Annotated in this window: 11 protein-coding genes; 1 reads left to right on the top strand and 10 read right to left on the bottom strand. The window is 72.3% G+C overall.

The window, feature by feature from the left end; genetic code table 11:
• Window positions 1-15: 15 nt before the first annotated feature.
• From ACQPYE_RS17385 to ACQPYE_RS17365, 5 genes are all read right to left on the bottom strand, one after another.
• A complete protein-coding gene (locus ACQPYE_RS17385) occupies window positions 16-963 on the bottom strand; it encodes a hypothetical protein (protein ID WP_498722372.1) in 948 nt (315 codons plus the stop codon).
• Between the two features lie 377 nt (window positions 964-1340).
• Window positions 1341-2252 (bottom strand): carbohydrate ABC transporter permease, encoded by a 912-nt coding sequence (locus ACQPYE_RS17380; protein ID WP_498722371.1) that lies wholly within the window; start codon window positions 2250-2252, stop codon window positions 1341-1343.
• The gene (locus ACQPYE_RS17375) at window positions 2249-3559 is read right to left on the bottom strand and encodes an ABC transporter permease (RefSeq protein ID WP_498722369.1); all 1311 of its coding nucleotides are present in this window, start codon (window positions 3557-3559) and stop codon (window positions 2249-2251) included. The genes ACQPYE_RS17380 and ACQPYE_RS17375 overlap by 4 nt, the downstream gene beginning before the upstream one ends.
• On the bottom strand, window positions 3556-4848 hold the full coding sequence (locus tag ACQPYE_RS17370; RefSeq protein ID WP_498722368.1) for an ABC transporter substrate-binding protein: 1293 nt from the start codon (window positions 4846-4848) through the stop codon (window positions 3556-3558). The genes ACQPYE_RS17375 and ACQPYE_RS17370 overlap by 4 nt, the downstream gene beginning before the upstream one ends.
• On the bottom strand, window positions 4845-6053 hold the full coding sequence (locus tag ACQPYE_RS17365) for an ABC transporter ATP-binding protein (protein ID WP_498722367.1): 1209 nt from the start codon (window positions 6051-6053) through the stop codon (window positions 4845-4847). Before ACQPYE_RS17365 ends, ACQPYE_RS17370 begins: the two co-directional genes overlap by 4 nt.
• Window positions 6054-6194: 141 nt before the next feature.
• On the opposite strand from ACQPYE_RS17365, the gene ACQPYE_RS17360 reads away from it, so the two are divergent.
• The gene (locus ACQPYE_RS17360; protein ID WP_498722366.1) at window positions 6195-7475 is read left to right on the top strand and encodes a sensor histidine kinase; all 1281 of its coding nucleotides are present in this window, start codon (window positions 6195-6197) and stop codon (window positions 7473-7475) included.
• Window positions 7476-7520: 45 nt separating this feature from the next.
• Here the strand turns inward: ACQPYE_RS17360 and ACQPYE_RS17355 are convergent, their stop codons facing one another.
• From ACQPYE_RS17355 to ACQPYE_RS17335, 5 genes are all read right to left on the bottom strand, one after another.
• On the bottom strand, window positions 7521-8210 hold the full coding sequence (locus tag ACQPYE_RS17355) for a response regulator transcription factor (protein WP_498722365.1): 690 nt from the start codon (window positions 8208-8210) through the stop codon (window positions 7521-7523).
• A gap of 125 nt (window positions 8211-8335) precedes the next feature.
• The gene (gene otsB / locus ACQPYE_RS17350) at window positions 8336-10864 is read right to left on the bottom strand and encodes a trehalose-phosphatase (protein ID WP_498722364.1); all 2529 of its coding nucleotides are present in this window, start codon (window positions 10862-10864) and stop codon (window positions 8336-8338) included.
• A 105-nt stretch (window positions 10865-10969) separates the two neighbouring features.
• Complete coding sequence (locus ACQPYE_RS17345; RefSeq protein WP_498722363.1) at window positions 10970-11803, bottom strand: winged helix-turn-helix domain-containing protein; 834 nt, start codon at window positions 11801-11803, stop codon at window positions 10970-10972.
• 198 nt (window positions 11804-12001) lie between these two features.
• On the bottom strand, window positions 12002-12439 hold the full coding sequence (locus tag ACQPYE_RS17340; protein WP_498722362.1) for a hypothetical protein: 438 nt from the start codon (window positions 12437-12439) through the stop codon (window positions 12002-12004).
• Between the two features lie 100 nt (window positions 12440-12539).
• On the bottom strand, window positions 12540-21911 hold the full coding sequence (locus ACQPYE_RS17335) for a thioesterase domain-containing protein (protein WP_498722361.1): 9372 nt from the start codon (window positions 21909-21911) through the stop codon (window positions 12540-12542).
• Window positions 21912-22454 lie beyond the last annotated feature (543 nt).

The following is a 22454-nucleotide window of genomic DNA, read 5'->3' as shown; positions in this document are numbered from 1 at the left end:
AGTTCTTCTTCTCGATCAGTCGCGCGTCGCGGGACGGGTGCGGGCGGGGGTCATCTCGCCCTCGACGGCTTCGCCGAACGTGTGCCGCCCGTAGGGCTGGAAGAACCCCTCGGGCCGGCCGTCGGGGCCGAGCAGCGTCAACCTGGTGGTCTGGTCGCCGGGCACGGTGGCGCCCCACGGGGCCAGCACCCCGATCCGCTCGCCCGAAGCGTTGACCAGTTCCTGCGGCACCAACGGGATCCCGACGTCGGAGCGGATGGCGTTGGCGTGCTGCGGCACGGGCGCGCGGTCGGGTGCGGTGGACCCGGTGTCGGGTCCCACCACGGTCCCGTCCGGCACGGTGCCGGTCAGCTTCCCGTCGGGCACCACGCCCGGCTTGACGTGCCCGGACGGCACCAGGGGGTGCATCCCGCTCCCCTTCACCATCGGCACGGGGTTGCCCGAGGGGTCCACGTAGTGCGTCTTGCGCGTGAAGGCCGACTGCAACGGGTGCGTCCCGGAACCCGAGCCGCCATCCCCGTTTCCGTCCCCGTTCCCGCCCGGCGGTGGTGCGACGGACTTGAACGTGTTGCGGCCGAGGTCGATCGCGTCGTCCTCGGTCCGCTCGTGGGTCTCGGCCAGGTTCACCAAGGCGTCCTCGATGCCGCTCAGGGCGTTGCCGATCATGTCCGTGACCACGAACACCTTCTGACCGGCGTACCAGGTGGGTGCGAACTGCCGCCACGTCTCGTCGGTGTCGTCGTCCTTGAGCGGCTTCTCGCGCAGGTGGCCGTGCTGGGCGCTGAAGATCTTCAGGTTGTCCGCGTAGTGGCCGTAGCGCCTCGCGCCGCCTCGCAACCTGCCGGTGCTGACCGTGAGGGGTCCGTAGGTCTCCCGCAGGTAGGGCTGTTCCGCGTTCAGCGGAACGTTGCCGCCCCCGCCGTCGAAGTCGTCCCCACCACCGGTACCCGGCTTGACCGCCATCGTCGTCCCCCTCAGCCCTGGAACCGGGGCAGGTCGCGCGGCGACTCGGAGGCGGCGGGGTGCGGTCGCGCCGATGTCGCGCAGCTCGCGCCGCACCTCCACCAGCGTGCGCTGCCGCTCCTCGAACTGCGACCGGGCAGTTGTTCCGACTGCTCGGTGTACGGCGTGGACACAGTCGCCCTCCTGATCAACGGTGTGGCGGTCTCAGTGGACCGGGAGCGACCCGGCGCGGGCAACGGACGGCGGCGCGGATCGCCCGATGGCGTAGTTTTCGGTGCCTCTTAGGTAACCGCGACGGGCAGGGCACCTGCCGGCGCCACGGAGGTGAGGTCGACCGTGGAGGTCGTGGTGACGGTGCTCAGCGGTCGGTCGTCGACCTACTTGGTGGACCCGGCCAGCACGCCCTGCACGAAGTAGCGCTGGAACGCCAGGAACACCGCCAGCGGCACGACCATGGACAGGAACGCACCGCTCGCCAGCAGGTCGATGTTGCTGCCGAACTGGCGCAGTTGCCCGCGCAGCGCGACCGTGATCGGCGCGGAGTCCTGGTCCGCGAACACGAGCGCCACCAGCAGGTCGTTCCACACCCACAGGAACTGGAAGATGGCCAGCGACGCGATGGCGGGCTTCCCGATGGGCAGCACGACCCGCCTGAAGATCACCGCTTCCGTCGCGCCGTCCATCCGGGCCGCCTCGACGAGGTCGCGCGGGATACCCGTGAAGAAGTTGCGCAGCAGGAAGATGGCGAACGGCAGGCCGAAGGCGACGTGGAACAGCACGACGCCGGTGATGGTGCCGAACAGGTCGAGCGCGCCGAACAGCTTGGCCACCGGGATGAGCGCGACCTGCACCGGCATCACCAGCAGGCCGACCACGAGGGCGGTGAGCCAGGCACGCCCGGGGAAGTCGATCCAGGACAGCGCGTAGGCGGCGAGCGCGGACAGCACGATCACCAGCACCGTGGACGGCACCGCGATGAAGACCGTGTTGAGCAGCGATCGCAGCACCGAGCCGTCGGACAGCAGGCCGGCGTAGTTGTCGATGGTCAACTGGGTGGGTTCGGTGAAGATCGTCCACCAGCCCGACCCGGCGTTGGCCCGCTCGTCCCGCAGCGAGGCGACGAACAGGCCGAACACCGGCATCAACCAGAACAGCGCCACGGCGGCGAGCGCCACCTGGACGCCGCCGTGACCGAGCTTCGCCACCAGGCGGGTGAGCAGGCCCCGGCGCGGTGTGCCGGCCACCCCCACCTCGACGACCCGGGGCTCGACCTCGGTGACCGCGCTCATGTCTGCTCCCGTCGGAATCGGCGGATGTTGTACAGCATCGCGGGCGCCACCAGCAGGAACAGCAGCACGGCCAACGCGCTGCCCATGCCCTGGTCGCCGCCCGAGCCGAAGGAGACCTGCCACATCTGCAGGGCGAGCACGTTGGCCTCCTCCTGCACCGAGCCCGGCGCGATGACGAACACCAACTCGAAGATCTTCAGCACGTTGATCACCAGTGTCACGAAGACCACGAGCAGCACCGGCGCCAGCAGCGGCACGGTCACCCGGCGGAAGATCTGCCCCTCGGTGGCGCCGTCGACGCGTGCCGCCTCCAGCGCGTCCCGGGGGATCGCGGACAGCCCGGCGGCGATGAACGTGATCGCGAACCCCGTCATGATCCAGATCCAGGACGAGATGATCACGGGCGTGATCAGCCCGGGTCCGAGCCAGGTCAGGCCGCGGAACGGGACCGCGAAGTTCTCGGCGGGCAACCGCACCGAGTAGTCGCCGGGTGCGAGGTCCGGGAAGGTGAACGAACCGTCGGCCCCGGTTGTGGTGCGACCGGTGACCCGGCCGTCCTGGAGGGCCTCGACCGCGAGGCCGGGCAGTCCTCTCTCCCCCTCGTCGCGCTGTCCGGCGAGGCCTCCGGCGGACACGTCCAGCCAGACCACGCCCCGCAGCTCGCGCGAGTCGGCCGGCGGTGTCGCGGCGGGAGCCGCCTGCTCGGGCACCTCGGCGGGGGCGAACCCCACCAGCGGCACGGTCACCACATCACCCGGCCGGTGGGCCGGCAGGCTGATCCCCTCCGGCGTGGCCGCACCGGACCGGGGACGGGCCCCGGGGTAGGGCGAGCCGTCGGTGAACAGGTCGTGCAAGCCGACCGTGACGGCGTTGACGATTCCCCGGCCCGGGTCTTCCTCGTAGACGAGCCGGAAGATGATGCCGGAGGCGAACAGCGAGATCGCCATCGGCATGAACAGCACCAGTCGGAACGCCGTGGCCCAGCGGATGCGCTCGGTCAGCACGGCGAAGATCAGACCGAGGCCGGTGACGACGGCGGGTGCCACCACGACCCAGATCACGTTGTTGCGGAACGCGGTGAGGGTCCGCGGATCGGTGAACAGGTCCGCGTAGTTGCCCAGGCCGACGAACCCCGTGCCCGCGCGGTCGAACGTGCTGCGCACCAGTGAGTACAGCAGCGGGTAGACCACGAGCACGCCGAGCACGAGCAGGGCGGGCAGCAGGAACCAGATCGCGTGCCGCGGGGACCTGCCCGGGGTCCGATCCGATCGCGTGCGCCGCGAACGCGCGGGAGTCGTGGTCGTCACGGCGTGAACGCCTTCGCCGCTTCGGCCTCCAGCTTCGCCGCGGTCGCGTCCACGCTCGCCGGGTCGGCCAGGAAGTCCTGGAGGACCTTCCACTGCCCCGCGCCCTTGGTGCCGCCGAACGCAGCGGGTGCCAGGTCCGACATGTCGAACCGGACGTTGTCGCCGGCGTCGACGAGCTGACCGGCCAGTTCGCGGGTCACCTCGTCGGGGTAGCCGGAGTTCGCGATGTTGCGGTTGGGCGACAGGAAGCCACCCTCCGCGGCCCACACCGCGCCGCCCTCCGCCGACGCCAGGAACGTCATCAGGTCGTCGGTGGCGGTGTCGTCGGTGAACCTCACCGCCATGTCGCCGCCGGCGACCACGGCGTCCGCGCTGCCGCGGATCGAGGGGAACGGGAAGAACAACGCGTCCGTTCCGACCTTCGCGCTCGTGCTGGAGGCCACGACACCGCTGACGAAGTCGCCTTCGAACACCATCGACGCCTCGGGCGATTCGCCGAACACGGCGGTGACCGACTTCGGGAACTCCGTCTGCAGGGCTCCGGCACTGCCGCCCGCCACGAGCGCCGCGTCGCCGAACAGCCTCGCCAACTCCGCCAGCGCCGTCTTGACGGTCGGGTCGGTCCACGGGATCTCGTGCTTGGCGAGCTTGTCGTAGTTCTCCGGGCCGGCGGTGCGCAGGTAGACGTTCTCGAACCAGTCGGTCAGCGTCCAGCCGTCGGCGCCGGCGATCGACACGGCCGCCTGGCCGGCGTCGGAGAGGGTGCGGCCGACCGCCAGGAACTCGTCCCACGTCTTGGGCGGAGTCACTCCCGCGGTGGTGAACGACGGCGCGTCGTACCAGATGGTGGACTTGTTGGCGGCCTTGAAGTAGACGCCGTACGGCACGCCGCCGACGCTGCCGAGGTCCTTCCAGACCTTCGCGTAGTTGGCCTCCACCTCGGCCGTCGTCCGGCTGCCCAGCGGGCGGAGCTCGCCCTCGGCGACGAACTGGGCCACGAGGCCGGGTTGCGCGATCAGCGCCACGTTGGGCGGGTTCCCGCCCTGGAGCCTGGTCTGGAGCACGGTCGGCAGCTCGTCACCCGCCGGGACGTACTCGACCCGGTGGCCGGTCTGCTCGGTGAAGCGGGCGAGCACCTTCTCGAACCGCTCCTGCTCGTCACCCGACCAGGTGCCGACGACTTCGAGCGCGTCACCGCCGGAGGTGCCGTCGGCGGCCGGTGCGCCACCGCAGCCGGCGAGCGCGGTCACCAGCGCCGCGCAGAGGACGGTCAGTCCGGTAAGCCTCATTGCTGTTCTCCTGACGTGGTCCGGATGGCGGAACCTGTGCGCGGGTCGAAGAAGTGCAGTCGACTGGTGTCGACCCAGATCGCGACGGGCTCGCCTTCGTAGGTTCGGGTGCGTGGCGAGAAGCGGCCGACCAGCACGGTGCCCTTGTCGGGCGCCGGCAGGTCCGCGGTGCCGGCGTCCTCGGCCAGCGCGCGGGTGTCGTCGTTCGACACCGGTGAGGCGTCGACCGGGAAGTGCACGAGGACGTCGGAGCCCATCGCCTCGACCAGGTCGGCCACGGAGTGCAGGATCTGCCCGTCCTGGGCGCCTGCCAGCGCGGCGTCCTCCATGTCCTCCGGACGGATTCCGAGCACGACGTCCCGGTCGAGGTAGTCCATCAGCGCGGGCCGCGAGTGCAGCACGGATTCGGGCAGCAGCAGCGTGTCCGAGTTGAGCGACAGCCAGTGCCGCCCCCCGTCCTCGTGCAGGCGGGCGGTGACCAGGTTCATGCCCGGTGAGCCGATGAACCCGGCCACGAACAGGTTGACCGGTCGGTCGTACAGCTCCTGGGGCGGTCCCACCTGTTGCAGGACACCGCGTTTCATCACCGCCACGCGGTCGCCCAGGGTCATCGCCTCGGTCTGGTCGTGCGTCACGTAGACGGTGGTGACGCCGAGGTCTCGCTGGACGCGGGCGATCTGCGCCCGCATCTGCACGCGGAGCTTGGCGTCCAGGTTGGACAGGGGTTCGTCCATGAGGAACACCTGCGGCGACCGGACGATGGCCCGGCCCATGGCCACGCGCTGCCGCTGGCCGCCGGAGAGGTTGCGCGGTTTGCGGTCCAGGTGCTCGGTGAGCTCCAGCACCGAGGCGGCCTGCCGGACGCGCTGGTCGATCTCCTTCTTGGGCAGCTTGCGCAGCGTGAGCCCGAAGGCGATGTTGTCGTAGACGTTCAGGTGCGGGTACAGGGCGTAGGACTGGAACACCATCGCCACGTCGCGGTCACGCGGCGGGACGTCGTTGACGACCTGCTCGCCGATCCGGATCGTGCCCTCGCTGATGTGCTCCAGTCCGGCGATCATGCGCAGCGCCGTGGTCTTGCCGCAGCCCGAAGGGCCGACCAGGACCAGGAACTCGCCGTCGCGGATGTGGAGTTCCAGGTCGCGCACCGCCCGGGTGCCGTCGGCGTACGACTTGCCCAACCCGGTGAGAACCACTTCGGCCACGCCACACTCCTCATGTCCGTCCAGCGCCTGGTGCGTGGGCAGGAACGTAATGGCGCTGCCCTTAAGGGATTCATAAGACGAGGGCACGGTTGTGCGAAACACGGCGTTCACCGGCGGGCAACCTCGTTCTACCCTCTCGGCATGAACGCGCTGTTGAACCGGGCACTGGCACGCACGGCAGGACTCGTCGCGGTGGTGCTCGTGGGCGCCGCGGCGGTCCTGCTGGTCGAGTCCGCGGCGAGGGAGGCCGCGGCGGCCGACCGCGCCGACGTGATGGCGGTGAGCGCGGTGGTCGCGGTGACATCGGATCGCGACCAGGTGCGCGCGGCGGTGGCGCGCACGGCGGCCGGGGCGCAGGGCAGGCTCGCCGTCCACCTGGTCGCCGGTGGCACCGTCGGCGTGGGACAGGCGTCCGCGGCGCGGGTTTCAGCGGCGGTGGGGGGAGGTCCGGTGCCGGCGTCGTGGCACGTGCTGCCGGGGCGCGCGGTGGTCGAGCTGTCCGAACCCGCGTCGGCCGTCGACCCCGGGTTGCTGCGTTCACTGGCTTTGCTGGTCGGCGTGGGTGCGGTGGCCTGGCCGGGCGCGGTCCTGGTCGGCCGCAGGCGGATGGCGCCTGCCCTGAACGGGTTGCGCACACTGGTCTCGGCCGCGCGGACCGGTGCGGTGCGCGTCCACTCGGCCGGCCCGCCGGAACTCGTCGAGCTCGCGTCGGTGGTGAACGGCAACGCGGAGCGCACGGAGCGGCTGCTGGCCGGTGAGCGGGAGATGGTCGCCGACGTGTCGCACCGGCTGCGCACGCCGTTGACGGTGTTGCGGCTGGACGTGGACGCCCTGGGCAGCGGTGCGGTGGCCGACCGCATCCGCGGCGCGGTGGCGGCGCTGAACCACGAGGTCGACCGGATCGTCGAGTCGACGCGACCGGCGGTGGTCGCGTCGAGCAGGTGCGACCTGGCCGAGGTCGTGCGCTCGCGGATGGACTTCTGGTCGGCGCACGCCTCGACGCAGGGCCGGGCGTGCGACGTCGACGTCCCGGCACGTCCGCTGCACGTGGACCTGGGTGGTGACGAGTTGGCCGCAGCCGTCGACGCGGTGCTGGACAACGTCTTCCGCCACACCGCCGCCGGCACGCCGGTCGCCGTGCAGGTGGTCGAGCACGCCGGGTGGGTCACGTTCGTCGTCGAGGACGGCGGCCCCGGTGTCGCCGCGCCTGAGCACGCCGTGCACCGGGGTGTGAGCGGAGGCGGCTCGACCGGCCTGGGACTGGCCATCGCGCGGGCAGCGGCGGAACAGGCCCGGGGCTCCCTCCACGTCGAACAGGGCAGGCTCGGTGGTGCGCGGATCAGGTTGCGGTTCTGCTCGGCCGAGCACGAGCACCCCGAGTCGCGTCCCAGGGCTTGGCGGCTGTGGCGGGGCGCGAGCTGAACCGCGTCCGGGCGATCGGGCCGGGCCGACCGCGCGGCGGCTCCGTCAGAGCGGCGGGACGAGCTTGACGCCGATACCGCGCACGGTGCGCAGGTACCGCGGTCTCGCCGCGGTCTCGCCGAGCTTGCGGCGCAGCCAGGACAGGTGCACGTCGATCGTCCGGTCGCCGCCCTTGTCCGACTCGCCCCAGACGTGCTCCAGCAGCTCCCGGCGGGTGACCACCTTGTTCGGCCGCTCGGCGAGGTAGGCGAGCAGGTCGAACTCGCGCTTGGCGAGGTTGAGCTCGACGCCGGCCACGGACGCGGTGTGTTCGAGCAGGTCGATGTGCAGGTCGCCCACGCTGATCGAGCACTCGTCCGGCGCGGTGGAGTACTGCGTGGTGCGCCGCAGCAGCGCCCGCATCCGCGCGGTGAGGTGCTCGATCGAGAACGGCTTGCTCAGGTAGTCGTCCGCGCCCGCGTCGAGCAGTTGCACGATCGAGTGCTCGTCGCGCCGCGCGGTGATGACGATGACCGGGACCGTGCTGACCCCCCGGATCATCCGCAGCGTCGCGGCGCCGTGCAGGTCCGGCAGCCCCAGGTCGAGCAGCACCAGGTCCAGGTCGCGCCGCGCGGTCTCCCGCAGCGCCTCCGCCGCGGTGCCCACGGCGGTCACGTCGTACCGGAGACCGGTCAGCGCACGGGTCAGCGCCGCTCTGATCGCCTCGTCGTCGTCCACCAGCAAGATCGTTCGCACGTCGCCTCCGAGGGGCTCGGTGGCGGGCAGCACACCGGTGAGGGCGATGCAACAGGCCACGACGCCGCAATGCCGAGTCGCACGGGCAACGGTGCCCGGAAACCGCGGGGTGCTGCCCGGTCGGGTCACCGCACGGGTGTCGCCCCCGACAGCAGCCGTGCGCAGCGGATGAGGCCGAGGTGGCTGTAGGCCTGCGGGTGGTTGCCGAGCGAGCGCTCCGCCACCGGGTCGTACTCCTCGGGCAGGAGGCCGGTGGGTCCGGCGGCGGCGACCAGCTGCGAGAAGAGCTCCTCGGCCTCGGTGCGTCGGCCGGTGAGCAGGTAGGCCTCGATCATCCAGGCGGCGCACAGGTGGAAACCGCCCTCGTCACCGGGCAGGCCGTCGGGGCGCCGGTAGCGGTACACGGTGGCGCCGGAGCGGAGTTGGGCCTCGATGGACGTGACGGTGGCCTGGAACCGGTCGTCGGTCGGGTCGAGCAGACCGGAGAGGCCGACGTGCAGGGATGCCGCGTCGAGGTCCTCGCCGTCGTACGCGGTCGTGAACGCCTGGGCCTCGTCGCTCCACCCCCGCCGCAGGACGTCCGCGGCGATCGTGTCGCGCAGGGCGGGCCACGAGGGGTCGATGTCGCGCCCGTACTCCTTCGCGAGCTTGACGGCGCGGTCGACGGTCACCCAGCACATGACCTTGGAGTAGACGTGGTGGCGGGGTTCGTCGCGTTCTTCCCAGATCCCGTGGTCGGGTTCGCGCCAGCGGCGGGCGACGGCATCCACCATCGCGCCCACCATGACCCAGTCCTGGTCGGTCAGGGTGCCGCGGGCGCCGGCGAGGTCGGCCACGAGGTCGACCACCGGGCCGAAGACGTCCAGCTGCACCTGCTGACTGGCGAGGTTCCCGACCCGGACGGGGCGGGAACCCGCGTAACCGGGCAGGGCGTCGATGACGGCTTCGGCGCCCAGCGCGTGCCCGTGCAGGGTGTAGAGGGGGTGGAGGCGTTCCGGTCCGGGCACGGTGGCGAGGACGCGGTGCAGCCAGCCGAGGAAGGACTCGGCCTCGTCGAGGGAGCCCACGGAGATCAGCGCCTGTGCGGTGAGAGCCGCGTCGCGCAGCCAGCAGTACCGGTAGTCCCAGTTGCGGATGCCGCCCAGCTCCTCGGGCAGCGAGGTGGTGGCGGCGGCCATGATCGCACCGGTGTCGTGGTGCACCAGGCCCTTGAGCGTCAGCGCCGAGCGCAGGACGAGATCGGGCTCCACCGGGGGCAGGGTGAGCCCGGAGGCCCACCGCGACCAGTGGGCGTCCGCGGCGGCGCGGCGGAGCGGTTCGTCCAGCGCCGACTCGGACAGGTCGTCGGTGCCGCAGCGCAGTTCGAGGAGGACCGACGCGCCCGGTCCCGGTCGGACGACCGCGGTGGCCGTCTCCTGGTTGCCGTCGGTGGTGATCTGCCAGTCGACCCCTGGTGACCTCAGCACCACGGGCTCCGTCGTCCCGATGACGCGCAGGCCCTCGGGGTCGCGGATCAGGTGGACGGGGACCTGCCCGAACTCCGGTCGCGGGGCGAACACGACGACGGCGGGGGCCGACCCCGACACCCGGCGCACGAGGTCGGTCCGGTACCCGGAGGGGTCGTGGTCCAGGTAGTCGGTGACCAGGAGACGTGACCACCGGGTCTCCACCGTCATGGTGCCGGGGACATAGCGCTGGCCCAACGGCAGACAACCGTGCTCGGGGCTGATGGAGAAGTGACCCGCCGCGGGCCCGCCGAGCAGGTCGGCGAACACGGCGGGCGAGTCCGGTTCCGGGTGGCACAGCCAGGTGAGGCGGGCGTCGGGTGTCAGCAGGGCCACCGACCGCTCGTTCGCCAGCATCGTCAGGCGCTCGATCGGCACGGCGTGGCCCCCGTGCAACCACGCCCGGCGTTCCTCCAGCAGGAAGGCCAGCACGGCGGCGACGTCGAAGGGGTCGTGCACGCGGAACTCGGCGAGCGATTCGCCGTCGCCCACCTTGATGGCCACGTCGGAGCCGGACAGGCGGCCGAAGGCGCGCTCGTCGGCCACGTCGTCACCCACGAACACCGTGGCGGTGGCCGAGGCGCCGCGCCGGAGCACGTCGACCGCCCGGCCCTTGTCCGCCTCGACCGCGGCCAGCTCGACGACCGCTCGGCCTTCGGTGACGTGGAGCCCGTCCCAGGTGCACGGGCCGCGCCGGAGGCGGTCAAGCAGCAGCGCCGCGTCGCCCTCGTCGCAGCCGCGGTAGTGCACCGCGACCGCGGCGGGCTTCGACTCGACCAGGGCGCCCGGGATGGCGGCGACGACCGCAGCGACCTCCTCCCCGAGCCGCTGCACGAGCGCGGTCGCGCCGGGGTCGAGGGCGTGCAGGAAGCCCGCGTCGAACTCCGAACCGTGCGAGCCGACCAGGTGCACCTCGGCGGGCAGCCGGGACAGCGTCGCGAGGTCCCGCAACGCCCGCCCGGAGACGACGGCCGCGGTCGTCTCGTGCAGGCCCGCCAACGAGCGCAGCGCGCTCACCGACTCGGGCAGCGGCTCGGCGGCGCGCGGGTCGACCACGAACGGCGCCAACGTCCCGTCGAAATCACAGGCGACGAGCAGGTGGGGTGTCCGGGCGATCTTGGCGAGTGCTCGGCGGAGATCCGACGGCACCGCTCCCGCGTTCCTTCTTCCCGTTCTTTCCGGAATTTCGATCACGCCGGTCACTCCGAGCCTCCTTTGGCCGTGGATCCGCGTCTTGAGGATTTCTTGAAGCGGTTAAGAGAAGAATGAGCCCGACCACTGGGCGCCGGTCGGCGTGGATTGCCGGCCCGCCCGTGGTGAGAAGGGGATCACCGTGCCGCGCTCGGGCGGGAACGTCGCCGCCCGGGGGTGTTCGGGCCCGGGGGCGGCGAGCTTGATCCCCACACCGTGGATGACGTGCAGGTAGCGCGGGTGCTCGGCGGTCTCGCCCAGTCGGCGGCGGAGTCGGGCGACGTAGGCGTTGACGAGTTGGGGGCTCCACTGCCTCCCACCCCACACCTGGTTGAGCAGCGACTGCCTGCTCACGACCTCGCCGCCTCTCCTGGCCAGGTGGAGCAGCAGGGCGTACTCGCGGGGAGATGGGCGCAGCACGCGGGAGTCCAACGTCACGCGTCGCACGTCCGTGCGGACGACCAGGTTCCCGACGACCAGCGTGGACGCCCGCGCCGCCACCCGTTCCGGCGTGACGGCGGTCAACTCCGACCACTGCCCGCGCCGGACGGTCGCCGTCACCCTGGCCCGCACCTCCGGCGCGGGCATGTCGTCCACCAGGCACTCGTCGGCGCCCGCCGCGAACAACTCGGCGGCCGACGGACCGCCCCGCCCGTCCGTCACCACGATCAACGGCCGGTCGACCTGCCGGTGGGTCGCCCGCACGAGGCTCCGGACGAGCACGGAGGGCGCCGAGCCCAGGGCGAGCACGACGACCCGGAGCCGGGGCTCGGCCGCGAGTCGTTCGCGCGCGTGCCGGACCGAGCTCGCCGGGCGGAGGTCGAACAAATCGCCGAGCGCATCGGTCAACCGGGCCGAAGCGGCGGGGTGAAGGCTGAGCAGAAGAATGGCCTGCATTGCGTCCTGTCCGATGCCGGGAACACTTCGTGCAGTAGATCAACCCACCTGCCGGTCAGCCCATTTTCTTGACCAAGAGTTGAGGTGTCGGCCCAGTCACACCAACGTTGATCCCGATCGCGCGGGCCTTTCGCGCACTTCTTCCGGACCACAAGGGCACCGATCGTGCCGGGGACTTCCCGCGGCTCGTCACGGCGGTCAGGGACGGAAGCCCCCGTGACCGTGCGCATCCCGGCTGATGGCGGTGTTGACGTCTTCGGTCTTCTCGTGCGCGACGGCGAGTCGCACGAGCGTGCTCGACATGTGCTCCACGACGGCGGTGACGAGACCGAGAGCCGCGAGGAACCCGTCGGTCGAGTGGTGCAGCAGCGGGCGCAGCGTCTTGTACGTCTCGTCCGACGCCGCGTGGTCCTCGCCCCGTTTCGTGATGTCGGCCCGGAGGCCGGGAGCGAGCCCTCGTCGGACACTTTCCAGCCGGTCCGCGAAGTTGTCGTAGGTGACCGCCCTGGCGCGCATCACCCTGGTGTCCACGTCGATCCGACCGTGCGCGCCGTACCCGGCGGTCGTCACGCGGTCGATCTCCGACGGCTCCGGCAGGTCGGCCTGGCCGGTGTTCTGGTGGGGAGCGACGGCCACGGCGGTCTCCTCGTTCTCGGTCTGGCTGGGTTCGTTCCGGTGCGGGGTCGGCGTCGAGGCGCTCCGCGTCGCGGATCCTCCGCGACTCCTCGGGTTCGTCTCACGGCGTTCGGGCGGCACCACCGGCGCCGAGGCCCGTCAGCACTTCCGCGGTGGTCGGCGTCCGCCTCAGCCGGGCCTTCGGCTCCAGGACCACCGACTCGTCGAAGTCGAGGACGAAGTCGACCTCCGGGGGACAGTCGACCGGTGTCGCCGAGGGGTGGGGAGGCGCCACGTGAACCGCGGTGACGGGATGTCCGGTGAGGCGACCGTCCGGCGTGGCGCGCGACTCACGCGTCCGACCGGTCGACGACGTCTCGACGATGCGCACGGACGCGCCCAGTTCGAAGGCGATCCCGCGGGCGAGGACGTCGGAGGACAACGCGATGAACCCGGCGTGCCCCGGCACGTCGTCGGGGGGTGACGTGTCGACCGCGGCCAGCAGGGCGACGTGTCGCAGCACGTCGTCGACCAAGCCGACGGGTTCGCGGACCGCGTGCGGTTCCGTCGCGATCACGTCGTAGTCGTCGGCGATCACCCGGTCCACGTCGCTCGCCGCCGGACTGGACCGCACCCGCGTCGCGGCCCAGCCGAGGACGGGCGGCAGCAGTCGACGTGCGAGGTCGTCGCGGTCGAGGTCCAGCGTGACCGGGAGGTCGCCGACGCCGGCGGCGCGCAGCCGCGCCGCGACCGCCTCCGGTGCGCGGCGGGCCGTCGTCCCGTCCGCGGCGACGTCCGCGAGCGCCGCGGCCAGGTCCACCGGCCCGAACAGCTCGCCGAGATCCGCCGGCTCGGCCACGCGGTCACCGTCGTCCAGGGTCGAGAGCACGACGGTGACCCGCTCGCCGCCAGTGCCGGTGTGCGGTCCCAGCACCCGGATGTCGACGTGGGCCGGTGTGAGCCCGTGGCCGGACGACGTCCTGCTGTCGCGCAGGTGGGCGGCGAGGCGGCGGCCCACCTCGTCGGCCGCTTCGCGGCTGCCGTGGCCGATGACGACGAGAGCGGGGCGGTGTCCCGCGGCGTGCCACCGGGCCGCGGTGGCGGTCAGGTCGTCGGCCGCGGTCGCCACGGCGCCGCGCGTCGGGTGCTCCACCACCCGCACGACCGGCTCCGGCGCGTCGGGGCGTGCCCCGATGACGGTGGGCGGGTGGGCGAGGAAGGAGGTCAGTTCGGAGCGGAACACCTGGACGTAGACGTCGCCGGTGACCGACTGGCTCGAGTACCGGCCGGTGACCGTCGGTTCGGAGGTCAGCACGGCGTGGCGGTGCGTTTCGGCGCTGAGCCTGAACCTGCCGCGCAGTCGGGCGAGGACGACCGTCTCCTCCGGTAGCGCGGTGCGCTCCGGGATTTCCCCCGCGGTGTCGGGCGAGGGCTGTCCGGGTGGCGCGGACGGATCGGGCGTCGTGCGGCCGGCGATCTGCTTGACGTGCTGCTCCCGGCGGGAGTTCACGTTGTCGGTGCCGCCCTGACCGGCCGGTGACGTGCGGTGTTGGGCCGGTCCGGCGGTGAAGGAGTGGGGCTGGACGTCGTCCAGGGCGGTCGTTCCCCGGCCGGCGAGGTCGACCGTCGGGCGCCAGTGGTCGGTGTCGAGCGCGATGCCGGTGTCCTGCTGCGTCTTCGAGTACCGGCCGGTGCCCGCTCCGGTGAATTCGAGGAGCACCTCGACGTCGTGGAGCTCGCCCGAGAGCCAGACGGTGGCCCGATCACCCGGCCTGCCCGGGATCATCAGGTTGTCGGCGATCCGGTAGCGCCTGCCGCCGATGGCCTCGTGCAGGTGGTTGTTGAGGTGGTTGCGGGACAGGAGCACCGTCGGGTTCAGCGAAGCGTGGGTGTCGGGGTCGTGCGCGTGCGGTCCCAACGCGGTGCGCAGCAGGGCTTCCCCCACGGGGAGGAGGTCGTCGAGCAGCGTGCCGACCACGACGGCGTCACCGGGCAGCGCCCCGACGGGCTGGAACGTCCGCGGCCGACGATCGGCGACGCTCCTGCCCTCGGCGATCGACCGGGGCACCTGGAGGTCCAGCGTGCCGGTGACGGTCGTCCGGTGGACCGCCCGCGGATCGGCGTCCGCCGGGAGGCGGTCCGCGCCGAACCGGATCAGGAAGTTGTTGAGCGTCCGCCCGTTCATGCCCAGCCGGCGCACCGAGATCCGCACCTGCTGGTCGAACCGGAACTGGTAGTGGCCACCCCAGTCGTACGCGGTCTGCTCGGCGACGAGCGACTCGTTGCGACTGGTGGCGCGGTGGTGACCCTCACCGACCCGCAGCCCCCCGCTGAGCCCTCCCTTGGCGTCCACGTTGACCGAGGACTTGGCCACGGCGAAGTGCTGGCCGCCGTGGCGGGCCTTGCCCGTGCTGTGCCCGCTGTAGGCGTGGCCGTACTTCTCCAGGCCCGAGCCCGGTTTCTGGTCGACGACCTCGGGCAGCGAGGTGAGGGTCGCGACGAGCCTGATCTCCACCACGTCGCCGAGCACCCAGTTCGCCGGGTTGACCAGGTACAGCACGACACCGTTGCGGGACAGCAGGTCGCCCCACATCGCGTGGTCGCGCCCCTGCGCCAGCAGGGCCTGCATCCCGGTCACCCCGCCTTGCAGCCTGCCGATGTGCCTGCCCTTCGAGCCCCACACCTCCGCGTCGCTGCTGAGCAGTCCGGGGGCCGCCGCCTCCACCAGTGCCTTGACCTGCTTGAACAACGAGGTCCGGTGTCCCGTCAGCGGGTCGAGGAACTCCACGTCGCGCACCCCGCTGTGGCCCAGGAGGTTGTCCTGGGTCCCGGGCTTGGCCAGGTACTCGGGCACGGTGACGCCGAGGCGGGGACCGAGGTCGCCGACGGTGTGGCCGAAGTGGGTCGTGAAGGCGTCGCGGCGGTCGGAGTTCGACACGGTCGACAGCCCGCCCTCGGCGTGCCGCCGCGCCAGGGTCTCGGCCCACTCGCGCAGGCGTGGCTGCGGTGTCGTGCCGCCGAACCGGACGTCGGCCGCCCACCGGGCCAGGACACCGGCGACGACGTTGCCGCTCAGGTCGAGTTCCCCGGCCGCCCACCGGGTCAGCGCGTCTTCGAGGCGTTCCGGGGCGACGATCAGGTCACCCCTGGCGTGGCGGTCGAGCGCCTCGGGCTCGGCCAGCACGAACCGCATGGTCCTCGACAGCGTCCGCCGGTTCCCGGCCGTGTCCCGGGACAGGAGCTTCGCCCGGTGCTCCTCCCTGGTCGAGAGGGTGAAGTCGATCTGCGACTCGAACACGTAGGCGCGGTCGAAGTCGAGCTGGATGAGTTCCTCGCCCGCGGTGCGGGACAGGCCGGCGAAGTCGCCGAACCCCCAGCCGCGGCCCGCTCCCGCGCCCGCGGCGCCCGTCGGCCCGGAGGGGTCGGCCTCCCCGAACGCGGCGTCGACCTGGTCCCACGCCCATTCCGACCGCCGCGTCGAGGTGTCGCCGGCGATCGACAGGAAGAGCTTGATGACGCCGAGCACGAACCGGTCGGCGGTGCTGCCGACGTAACGGGTGGCGCCGATCGACGCGCCGACGGCCGCCGCGCCGTGGGTGTCCACGAACCAGCCGGGCTCGAAGAACTGGTCGGTGGTGAACTCGCCGTTGACGATCTCCTTCAGGAAGGCGCGCAGCACCGTCGTGCCGGCGAAGGTGTCGATCTCCTGGTCGGCGTGCCCGGCCGGGCCGACCAGGACGTCGAGCATGTCCCGCAGCGCCGTGCGCACCCCGGTCCCGTCGAGGTAGTGGACCACGGCGTGGGTGAGCACCGACTGCGGCGGCACGATCGACGGCCTGCTCTCGTAGCCGTTCTCGCCCTCCAACGGGACTGTCCGCACCACCGCGGGCTGCCCGGCGAGCCGCAGCGGTGCGGGATCGCGGCGCCCTTCGAGCAGGGTCCCCCGCACGCCGGAGTGCTGGTACTCGATGGTGACGGTGAAGTCGCTGCTGGTGGAGAACTCGTCGAGCCCGCCGGAGTACTCCAGGAGTTCCGGCCGGTTGGTCAGGAAGGTGACGCTGTTGCCGACCGAGTGGCCCCGCGCGTACCCGACCCCGCCGGAGATCGACTTCAGCGCGCGCTGGATCGCGCCGAGCCTCACCGAGAGGGCGACCTTGCGGTCGGCCGCGGTGAACGTGCCGAAGACGCCCATGCCCATGGCCAGGTTGACGGCGTGGTAGTCGCCGCTGGTGCCCCGGTGGCCGATCTCCCGGTCGGGGGTCGGCGTCGCGGTGAGGGTGATCTTGGCCGAGTCGACGTCGGTGGTGACGCCCATGCCGCCGCGCCGGTGCCGGAGCGTGAACACCAGCCCGTCCTGGTGGATCTGGTCCCAGTTCGCCTCGATGCCGTGCCGGGAGATCACCTTGTGCAGCAGGGCGTCGTTGGCCAGCCGGCTGTCGAGACCGTCGCCGTGGTGCCACCAGCGCTGACCGCGCATGTGGTCGGTCGACCCGGGCAGGAAGCCGTGTCGGCGCAGTTCCGACGTGACCATCGACAGCAGCGAGTCGACCGTGCCCTGGTCGATGACCGCGAACCCGGTGCCGATTCCCCGGCCGGCCCGCACGAGCGGGGGCACGAACGCCGCTCCCCCGGTGTCGGGTGCACCGGGCGCGGTCGAAGTGGGTGGAGGATCGACCACGATCACCGGAACGTTCCCGGCTCCGGTCTCGGCAGGAAGGCCGGGGGTGCGCGGCTCGGGTCCGTGGACGGGCAGTCCGTGGGTGACGGCGTCGTTCTCGGGCATCCGGACCAGGGCTCGGCCCGGCACCAGGGGTGTCACCGGCGTAATCCGGTAGTCGCCGCCGCGGATCGTGATGCGCGCGAAGTGGGTGAACTCCATGAGCACGCCGGTGGTGCGCCCGGCGAACCGGGGCACGACGACCCACAGCCCGTTCTGGGCGGTGGTGAGACCATCGGTGCGCGACCTGCTGTAGGACAGGCTGAACGACACGTTGAGCCCGCCGTCGGACCCGTCGAGCTCACGCAGCCCGGCCGTCGCGGTGGGCAGGCTGAGCGTCGTCGACTGGGTCAGCGCGTGGCCGCCTCCGGTGCCGTGGACAGCGGTGCGGACGTCCTCGATGTGCGACTTGTCGCTGGGGCTGCCGACCGGACGCGCGCCGCGGTCGCGGACGGTGTGGACGGCCACCGTCGCGACCGCCCGGCCCTCGTCGTCGTGGAGGTCGAACCGGTACCCCCGCGGGTTGTTGATCGCGTGGTCGAGGTTCGCGTCGAGGTTCCACAGCTTCTGCACCAACTCCCCGCGCAGCAGCCGGTCCGCGGTGACGGCGACGCCGTTCGCGCCCAACTGGGTGAGCACCGCGTCGTACAGCGCCGGGATCCCCGTCATACCGGAGGCGAAGTAGTGGCTGGGCAGCCGGTGCCGCTCGTTCCCGGTCACGTCGGCGACCACCGGCCGTCCGGGAGGGGAACGCAGGTAGTGGTCGGCCACCCACAGCAGGAGCGTGCCGCGCTCTTCGTGCCCCGGGCGGAGCGCGGGCACCTGCGTGGTCTTCGCCTGTGACCACGGTGTCGTCAGGTCGTCACGGGACCTCACGACCCAACGCGTCCGGTAGTGGACCAGGTCGTGCTCGGAACGGTTGTCCTCCACGTGCCCGCCCTCGGCGTCGAGGACGCGGTTGGTGGAGCGGATGTTCTGGTTGAGGGCGACGCTCAGCCCTCCACCCACGGCCAGCACCTGCAACGGGCCCACGTCGACACCGACGCCGAAGGAGAGGGAGGCGTTGAGCCGGGTCGCGCCGGTCTGACCGGTGTGGCGGTCCTGGTGCGCGCCCAGCCGGAACACGCTGTTGATCGTGCCGACCGCCTTGAAGTTGTCCGGTCCGGAGCCGGGGGCGGTCTCGGCGCCGCGGTAGGCGCCGGCGGGGCGCGCGACACGACCGACCGGCTCGACCTCCAACGCGATCAGCACCTCGTGGGAGCCGAGGCCCAGGGGGACGCCCGCGACGACCTCGGACCCCTTCGGCTGCACGAGGTACCGGTAGTTGCCGAGCAGGTACTGGTGCAGCGCGTGCCACGTCGAGTCGAGCGGTTCACCGGGCGTGAGCCCGCGCAGGGCGGTGATCAGCTCGGGGACCTGCGGCAGCCCTGCCCTGGGCACGCCGACCGACGCGATCGCCGGGTCGATGTCGGTCACCGGGTCGGTCACCGGCGCATCCGGGGCGCCGTGGACGGTCACCTCCGGGGTGGGCCGGACGAGGTGGTCCCGGGACGCCACGACGGCGGTGTCGCCGAGAAGACGCCGCAAGGGCCGGACGATGGTGTCGCCGCCGGGCATCGCGAGCACGACCCGTTTGCCGCCCGCGCGGCTGTCGACGATCGCGGCGAAGGTCTCCAGCGGGATCTCCTGCCCGCCCGCGAAGACGCGCCCCGCCCGCACCGACGCGGTGACCGCGACGTCGTCGCGATCGATCGTCGAGGCGGAGGCGGAGGCGGAGGCGAGCAGTGCTCCCACGTCGACCCCGGCGCTCCCCCGGTCATCCCCGGGGAACGAGATGATCGCCGGCCCGTGCTCGTCGACCAGGGTGTGGACGAGGGACGGGACTTCACCGGCCGGCGTCGGTCCGACGACCCGGCCGGCCGCGCGACCGGACCGCGCCGTCGCCACGTCGTCGGCGCGCGAGGACGAGACCTCCCGGAACCCGACCCTGCTCAGGTACCCGCTTTCCGGGTCGACACCGACTCGCCCGGTGTTGACCAGGACGGGGAGGTGAACCCCGTCGCCGTCGCGAAGCGCCGCCGCGAAGTCCTCGGCCGCGGCCAGGTCCGCTTCACCCGTCACACCCGACTCGGTGAGCAGGACGACGCGTGCCGCCTCTCCGGTCCGCAGGGCGGGCGACCCGGCGACCGCCCGCGCCAGGCCAGGACCGTCGACCCGGTTCCCGTCGACGTGGTAGAGCCCGTCGCGCTGCTCGACGAACACCACCAGCTCCGGATCGCCCTCGGCGGGCACCAGGTCCGCCAGCGCGCTCCACCGCGTCAGCTCGGACCTCGTGTCGGTGTAGGCGAACATGAGCGGCGGGACAGGACCGCCGAGCACCGCGATCTCGTCGGACCGGGCGAGGACGGCACCCGGCGGTGCGGCTCGCAGCTCCCCGGTCGCGACGAGGCCGATGTCCCCCGGGAAGGTGTCGATGACGCCGTGGAAGCCCGCCCCGCGGGCCCACCCGTGCAGCAGCTCGCGGTGGCCCGGCGTGATCCGGCAGCTGAGCAGGGTGGGCCGCACTCCCTGACCGAGTGCTCCGACCGACGCCATCAGCTCGACGAACCGCCGACCATCCACCTGGTGCGCTCCGGTCGTGCCCCCTCCCACGGTGAACGTGCGCCGGTCGTGGTGGGCCACGACGAAGACCCGTCGTGCGTTGTCGGGCGAGGGCTCGAAGGCCGCCGCCGCGCCGTTGAGGAAGGCGTCTCGGACGATCCGCTCGTCGCGACCGGCGAGGAACACCGCGCCGAGCACGTTGCCGGTCCCGTCCAGCAGCGGGGACGGCATCGGGAGGTCTCCCCGCCGTCCGGCGTGGTCGGCCGTTGTGACCGGTGTGTCGATCTCCGCTGGTCGGCCCGCCGCCGGATCGTCGATGCCCCGGTGTTCGGCCGGTCGTCCCCCGGTGTCGTTCTCGAACGACGAATCGCCGCTTCCGCGGTGGAGCGGTGTCTCCGACGCGGGTTCGTCGGCGCTGCGCCCTTCCACCCCGCTTCCCGCAGCGGGGTGCGCGGTCGGGTCCGCGTCGACGGCGGCTGGTCGGTCGGGAGAACCGCTGTCGCCGCCGGGCGCGGGTTCTCGGACGAGGTCGGTTGCCGCAGCGGGCGGGGAAGCGACCGGTCGACGGTCCGGCTCAGCGGTGGTGGCGGTGTCCGGGGTGTCCGGGGTGCCGTGGCCAGGATCGGTCATGGCCGAGCCGCTCGACGGCGGGGCTGTGTCGCGGTGCGCGTTCGACGGCGGTCCGGCAGGTTCCGCCGACTGCTGCCCCGACGCCTCCGGAGTGGTCGCCGTCGTCGGGATGCGGTCGGAAGAACCGCTGTCGCCGCCGGGCACCGGCGCTCGGACGAGGTCGGTTGCCGCAGCGGGCGGGGAAGCGTCCGGTCGACGGTCCGGCTCGGCAGTGGTCGGGGTGTCCGGGGTGCCGTGGCCAGGATCGGTCATGGCCGAACCGGTCGGTGTCGGCGCTGTGTCGCGGGGCGTGTCGAGCACGACGGGGTGATCTCGGGTCCTCGGCGCGTTGTCGTGGCTCCGTGTCACGGGTGATCCGTCCGCGTGTCCGGGTTCGCGCGTGGTCGCACTTCGCCCTGGAGCGGGCGCGGGAGCGGCGGTCGGCGCGTTCGGTGGTTGCGGCCCGGTGGCTGCCGGGCCACCCCCTCGGGGTCGGGCATCGGCGGTCGGTGTCGTGACGGTGCCGTCCGGCCCGGGCAGGTCGTGATCGACGGCGCCGCGGTCACCGGCCCGCTCTTCGACCGCCTCCGAAGCGTGGCTCGCGGGTCGTTCCCGAGTGCTCGGCGCGACCTCGTCCGGTGGTGTCCGGGCCGCGCCGATCCCGCCGGACCCGGTGGGCACGCCGTCCTCCGGCTCCGGCACGTCCACCTCGCCCCACGTGGTGGTGAGTCCGTCGAGATCACCGCCGAGGTCACCGAAGTGGCGATCCGCGCCGCTTTCGAGGGTGCCGGTCGCGGCCCCGTTGACCACCCCGGTCCAGACTCCGCCCAGTCCTTGGCCCAGCGCGAGCGCCATGCCGGTGCCCACGAGCCCTTCGACAGCGCCTTCGTTGAGCCCGTCGAACAGCGCGGTGTCGACGAGCTCGCGGTCCAGGTACCGGTCCGCCACGCCGCGGAACGCGCTGTGCAGTCCTCCGGCCGCCCCTTCCGCGATGCCGGAGAGCAGGAAGCTCGTGCCGTCGGCTTTCTTCCGCGTGCCGTCCGCGAACTGGCTGACCTGGACCACGGCCTCTTCGAGCAGACCTTGGACGCCGCCGTGCACCGCTTCCGCGAGCAGGCGAGCCGACCAGTGCAAGCGCTGTAGCACCAGCGCGATGGCGTACCTGCCCTGGTGGACGAGCACCGGCACGAAGGGGGCCGTGAACGGACTGGACATCGCCTGGAGGATCGCCGAGCAGAACAGGACGATCGCGAGGACCATCGACCGCTCGGCCGAGTCCACGTCGAGGCCGACCGCCAGCAAGAGGCCCTCGACGTCGTCGGCGACAAGGGCGAGCTTGGCAAGGGCGCCGCGGGCTGCCGCGAAGGCCGCGGCCTCCCCGGCCGGGATCGTCCCGACGACCATCCCGGCGGCATTCTCGCCCAGGGTCCTGAGCAAGGCCGCCGCGTCGGCCCAGGTCTCGGCCGCCGCGCGGATCCGGCTGACGCTGATCTCCTGCGGCAGGCTGCCGGCGAGCAGGACCGTGATGATCCGGGTGGGCAGATCCGTGCCGAACTCGACGGGCATCCCGCTCCTCCACGTCACTGTGGATACCGCTTCGGCGCCAGTCTTGGCGCGCGCGTCGCGCCACGTGCTCGCCCGAACTCGACTCAGCCCCAACGGGCGTCCGCTCTCGCACCTTCGGCCGTCGACACCGCGGCCACGGAGGTCACCGGCGCACCGGATCGACTCGGCTCCCCCTCGCCGGTCACCGCGACTCCGGTGCCGGCTTCTTCGCGGTCGCCGCTGGAAGCTCCCGCGGCGCGAGACCGACTTCGCCGAGGTTGCGCTCCAGCACAGCACGCCACCGACCCGAGTCGAGTCGAATCGTCCCCTGGATCACGGCACCGATCCGGTTGCGGTGGTCCGCTGGTCGGTGTGGCGTTCAGCCGCCACGTCGTGCGCAGTGGCCACCCCTACCGCGCCGGCCGATCTGCTCGTGGAGCACCTGGCACACCGACTGCCGTGGATCTGCGGGCTTGCGGGTGACCCGGTCGGGCAGGTGAGCTGTGGTGGCTGAACGGGCACGGTGCGCCGCCCGTTCAGCCAGGACTCCGGTCGTGGATCGTC

Origin of the sequence: Actinosynnema sp. CA-299493 (genome assembly GCF_050946825.1) — a bacterium.
GTDB lineage: Bacteria > Actinomycetota > Actinomycetes > Mycobacteriales > Pseudonocardiaceae > Actinosynnema.
This window is presented reverse-complemented; position numbering and strand designations above follow the sequence as displayed.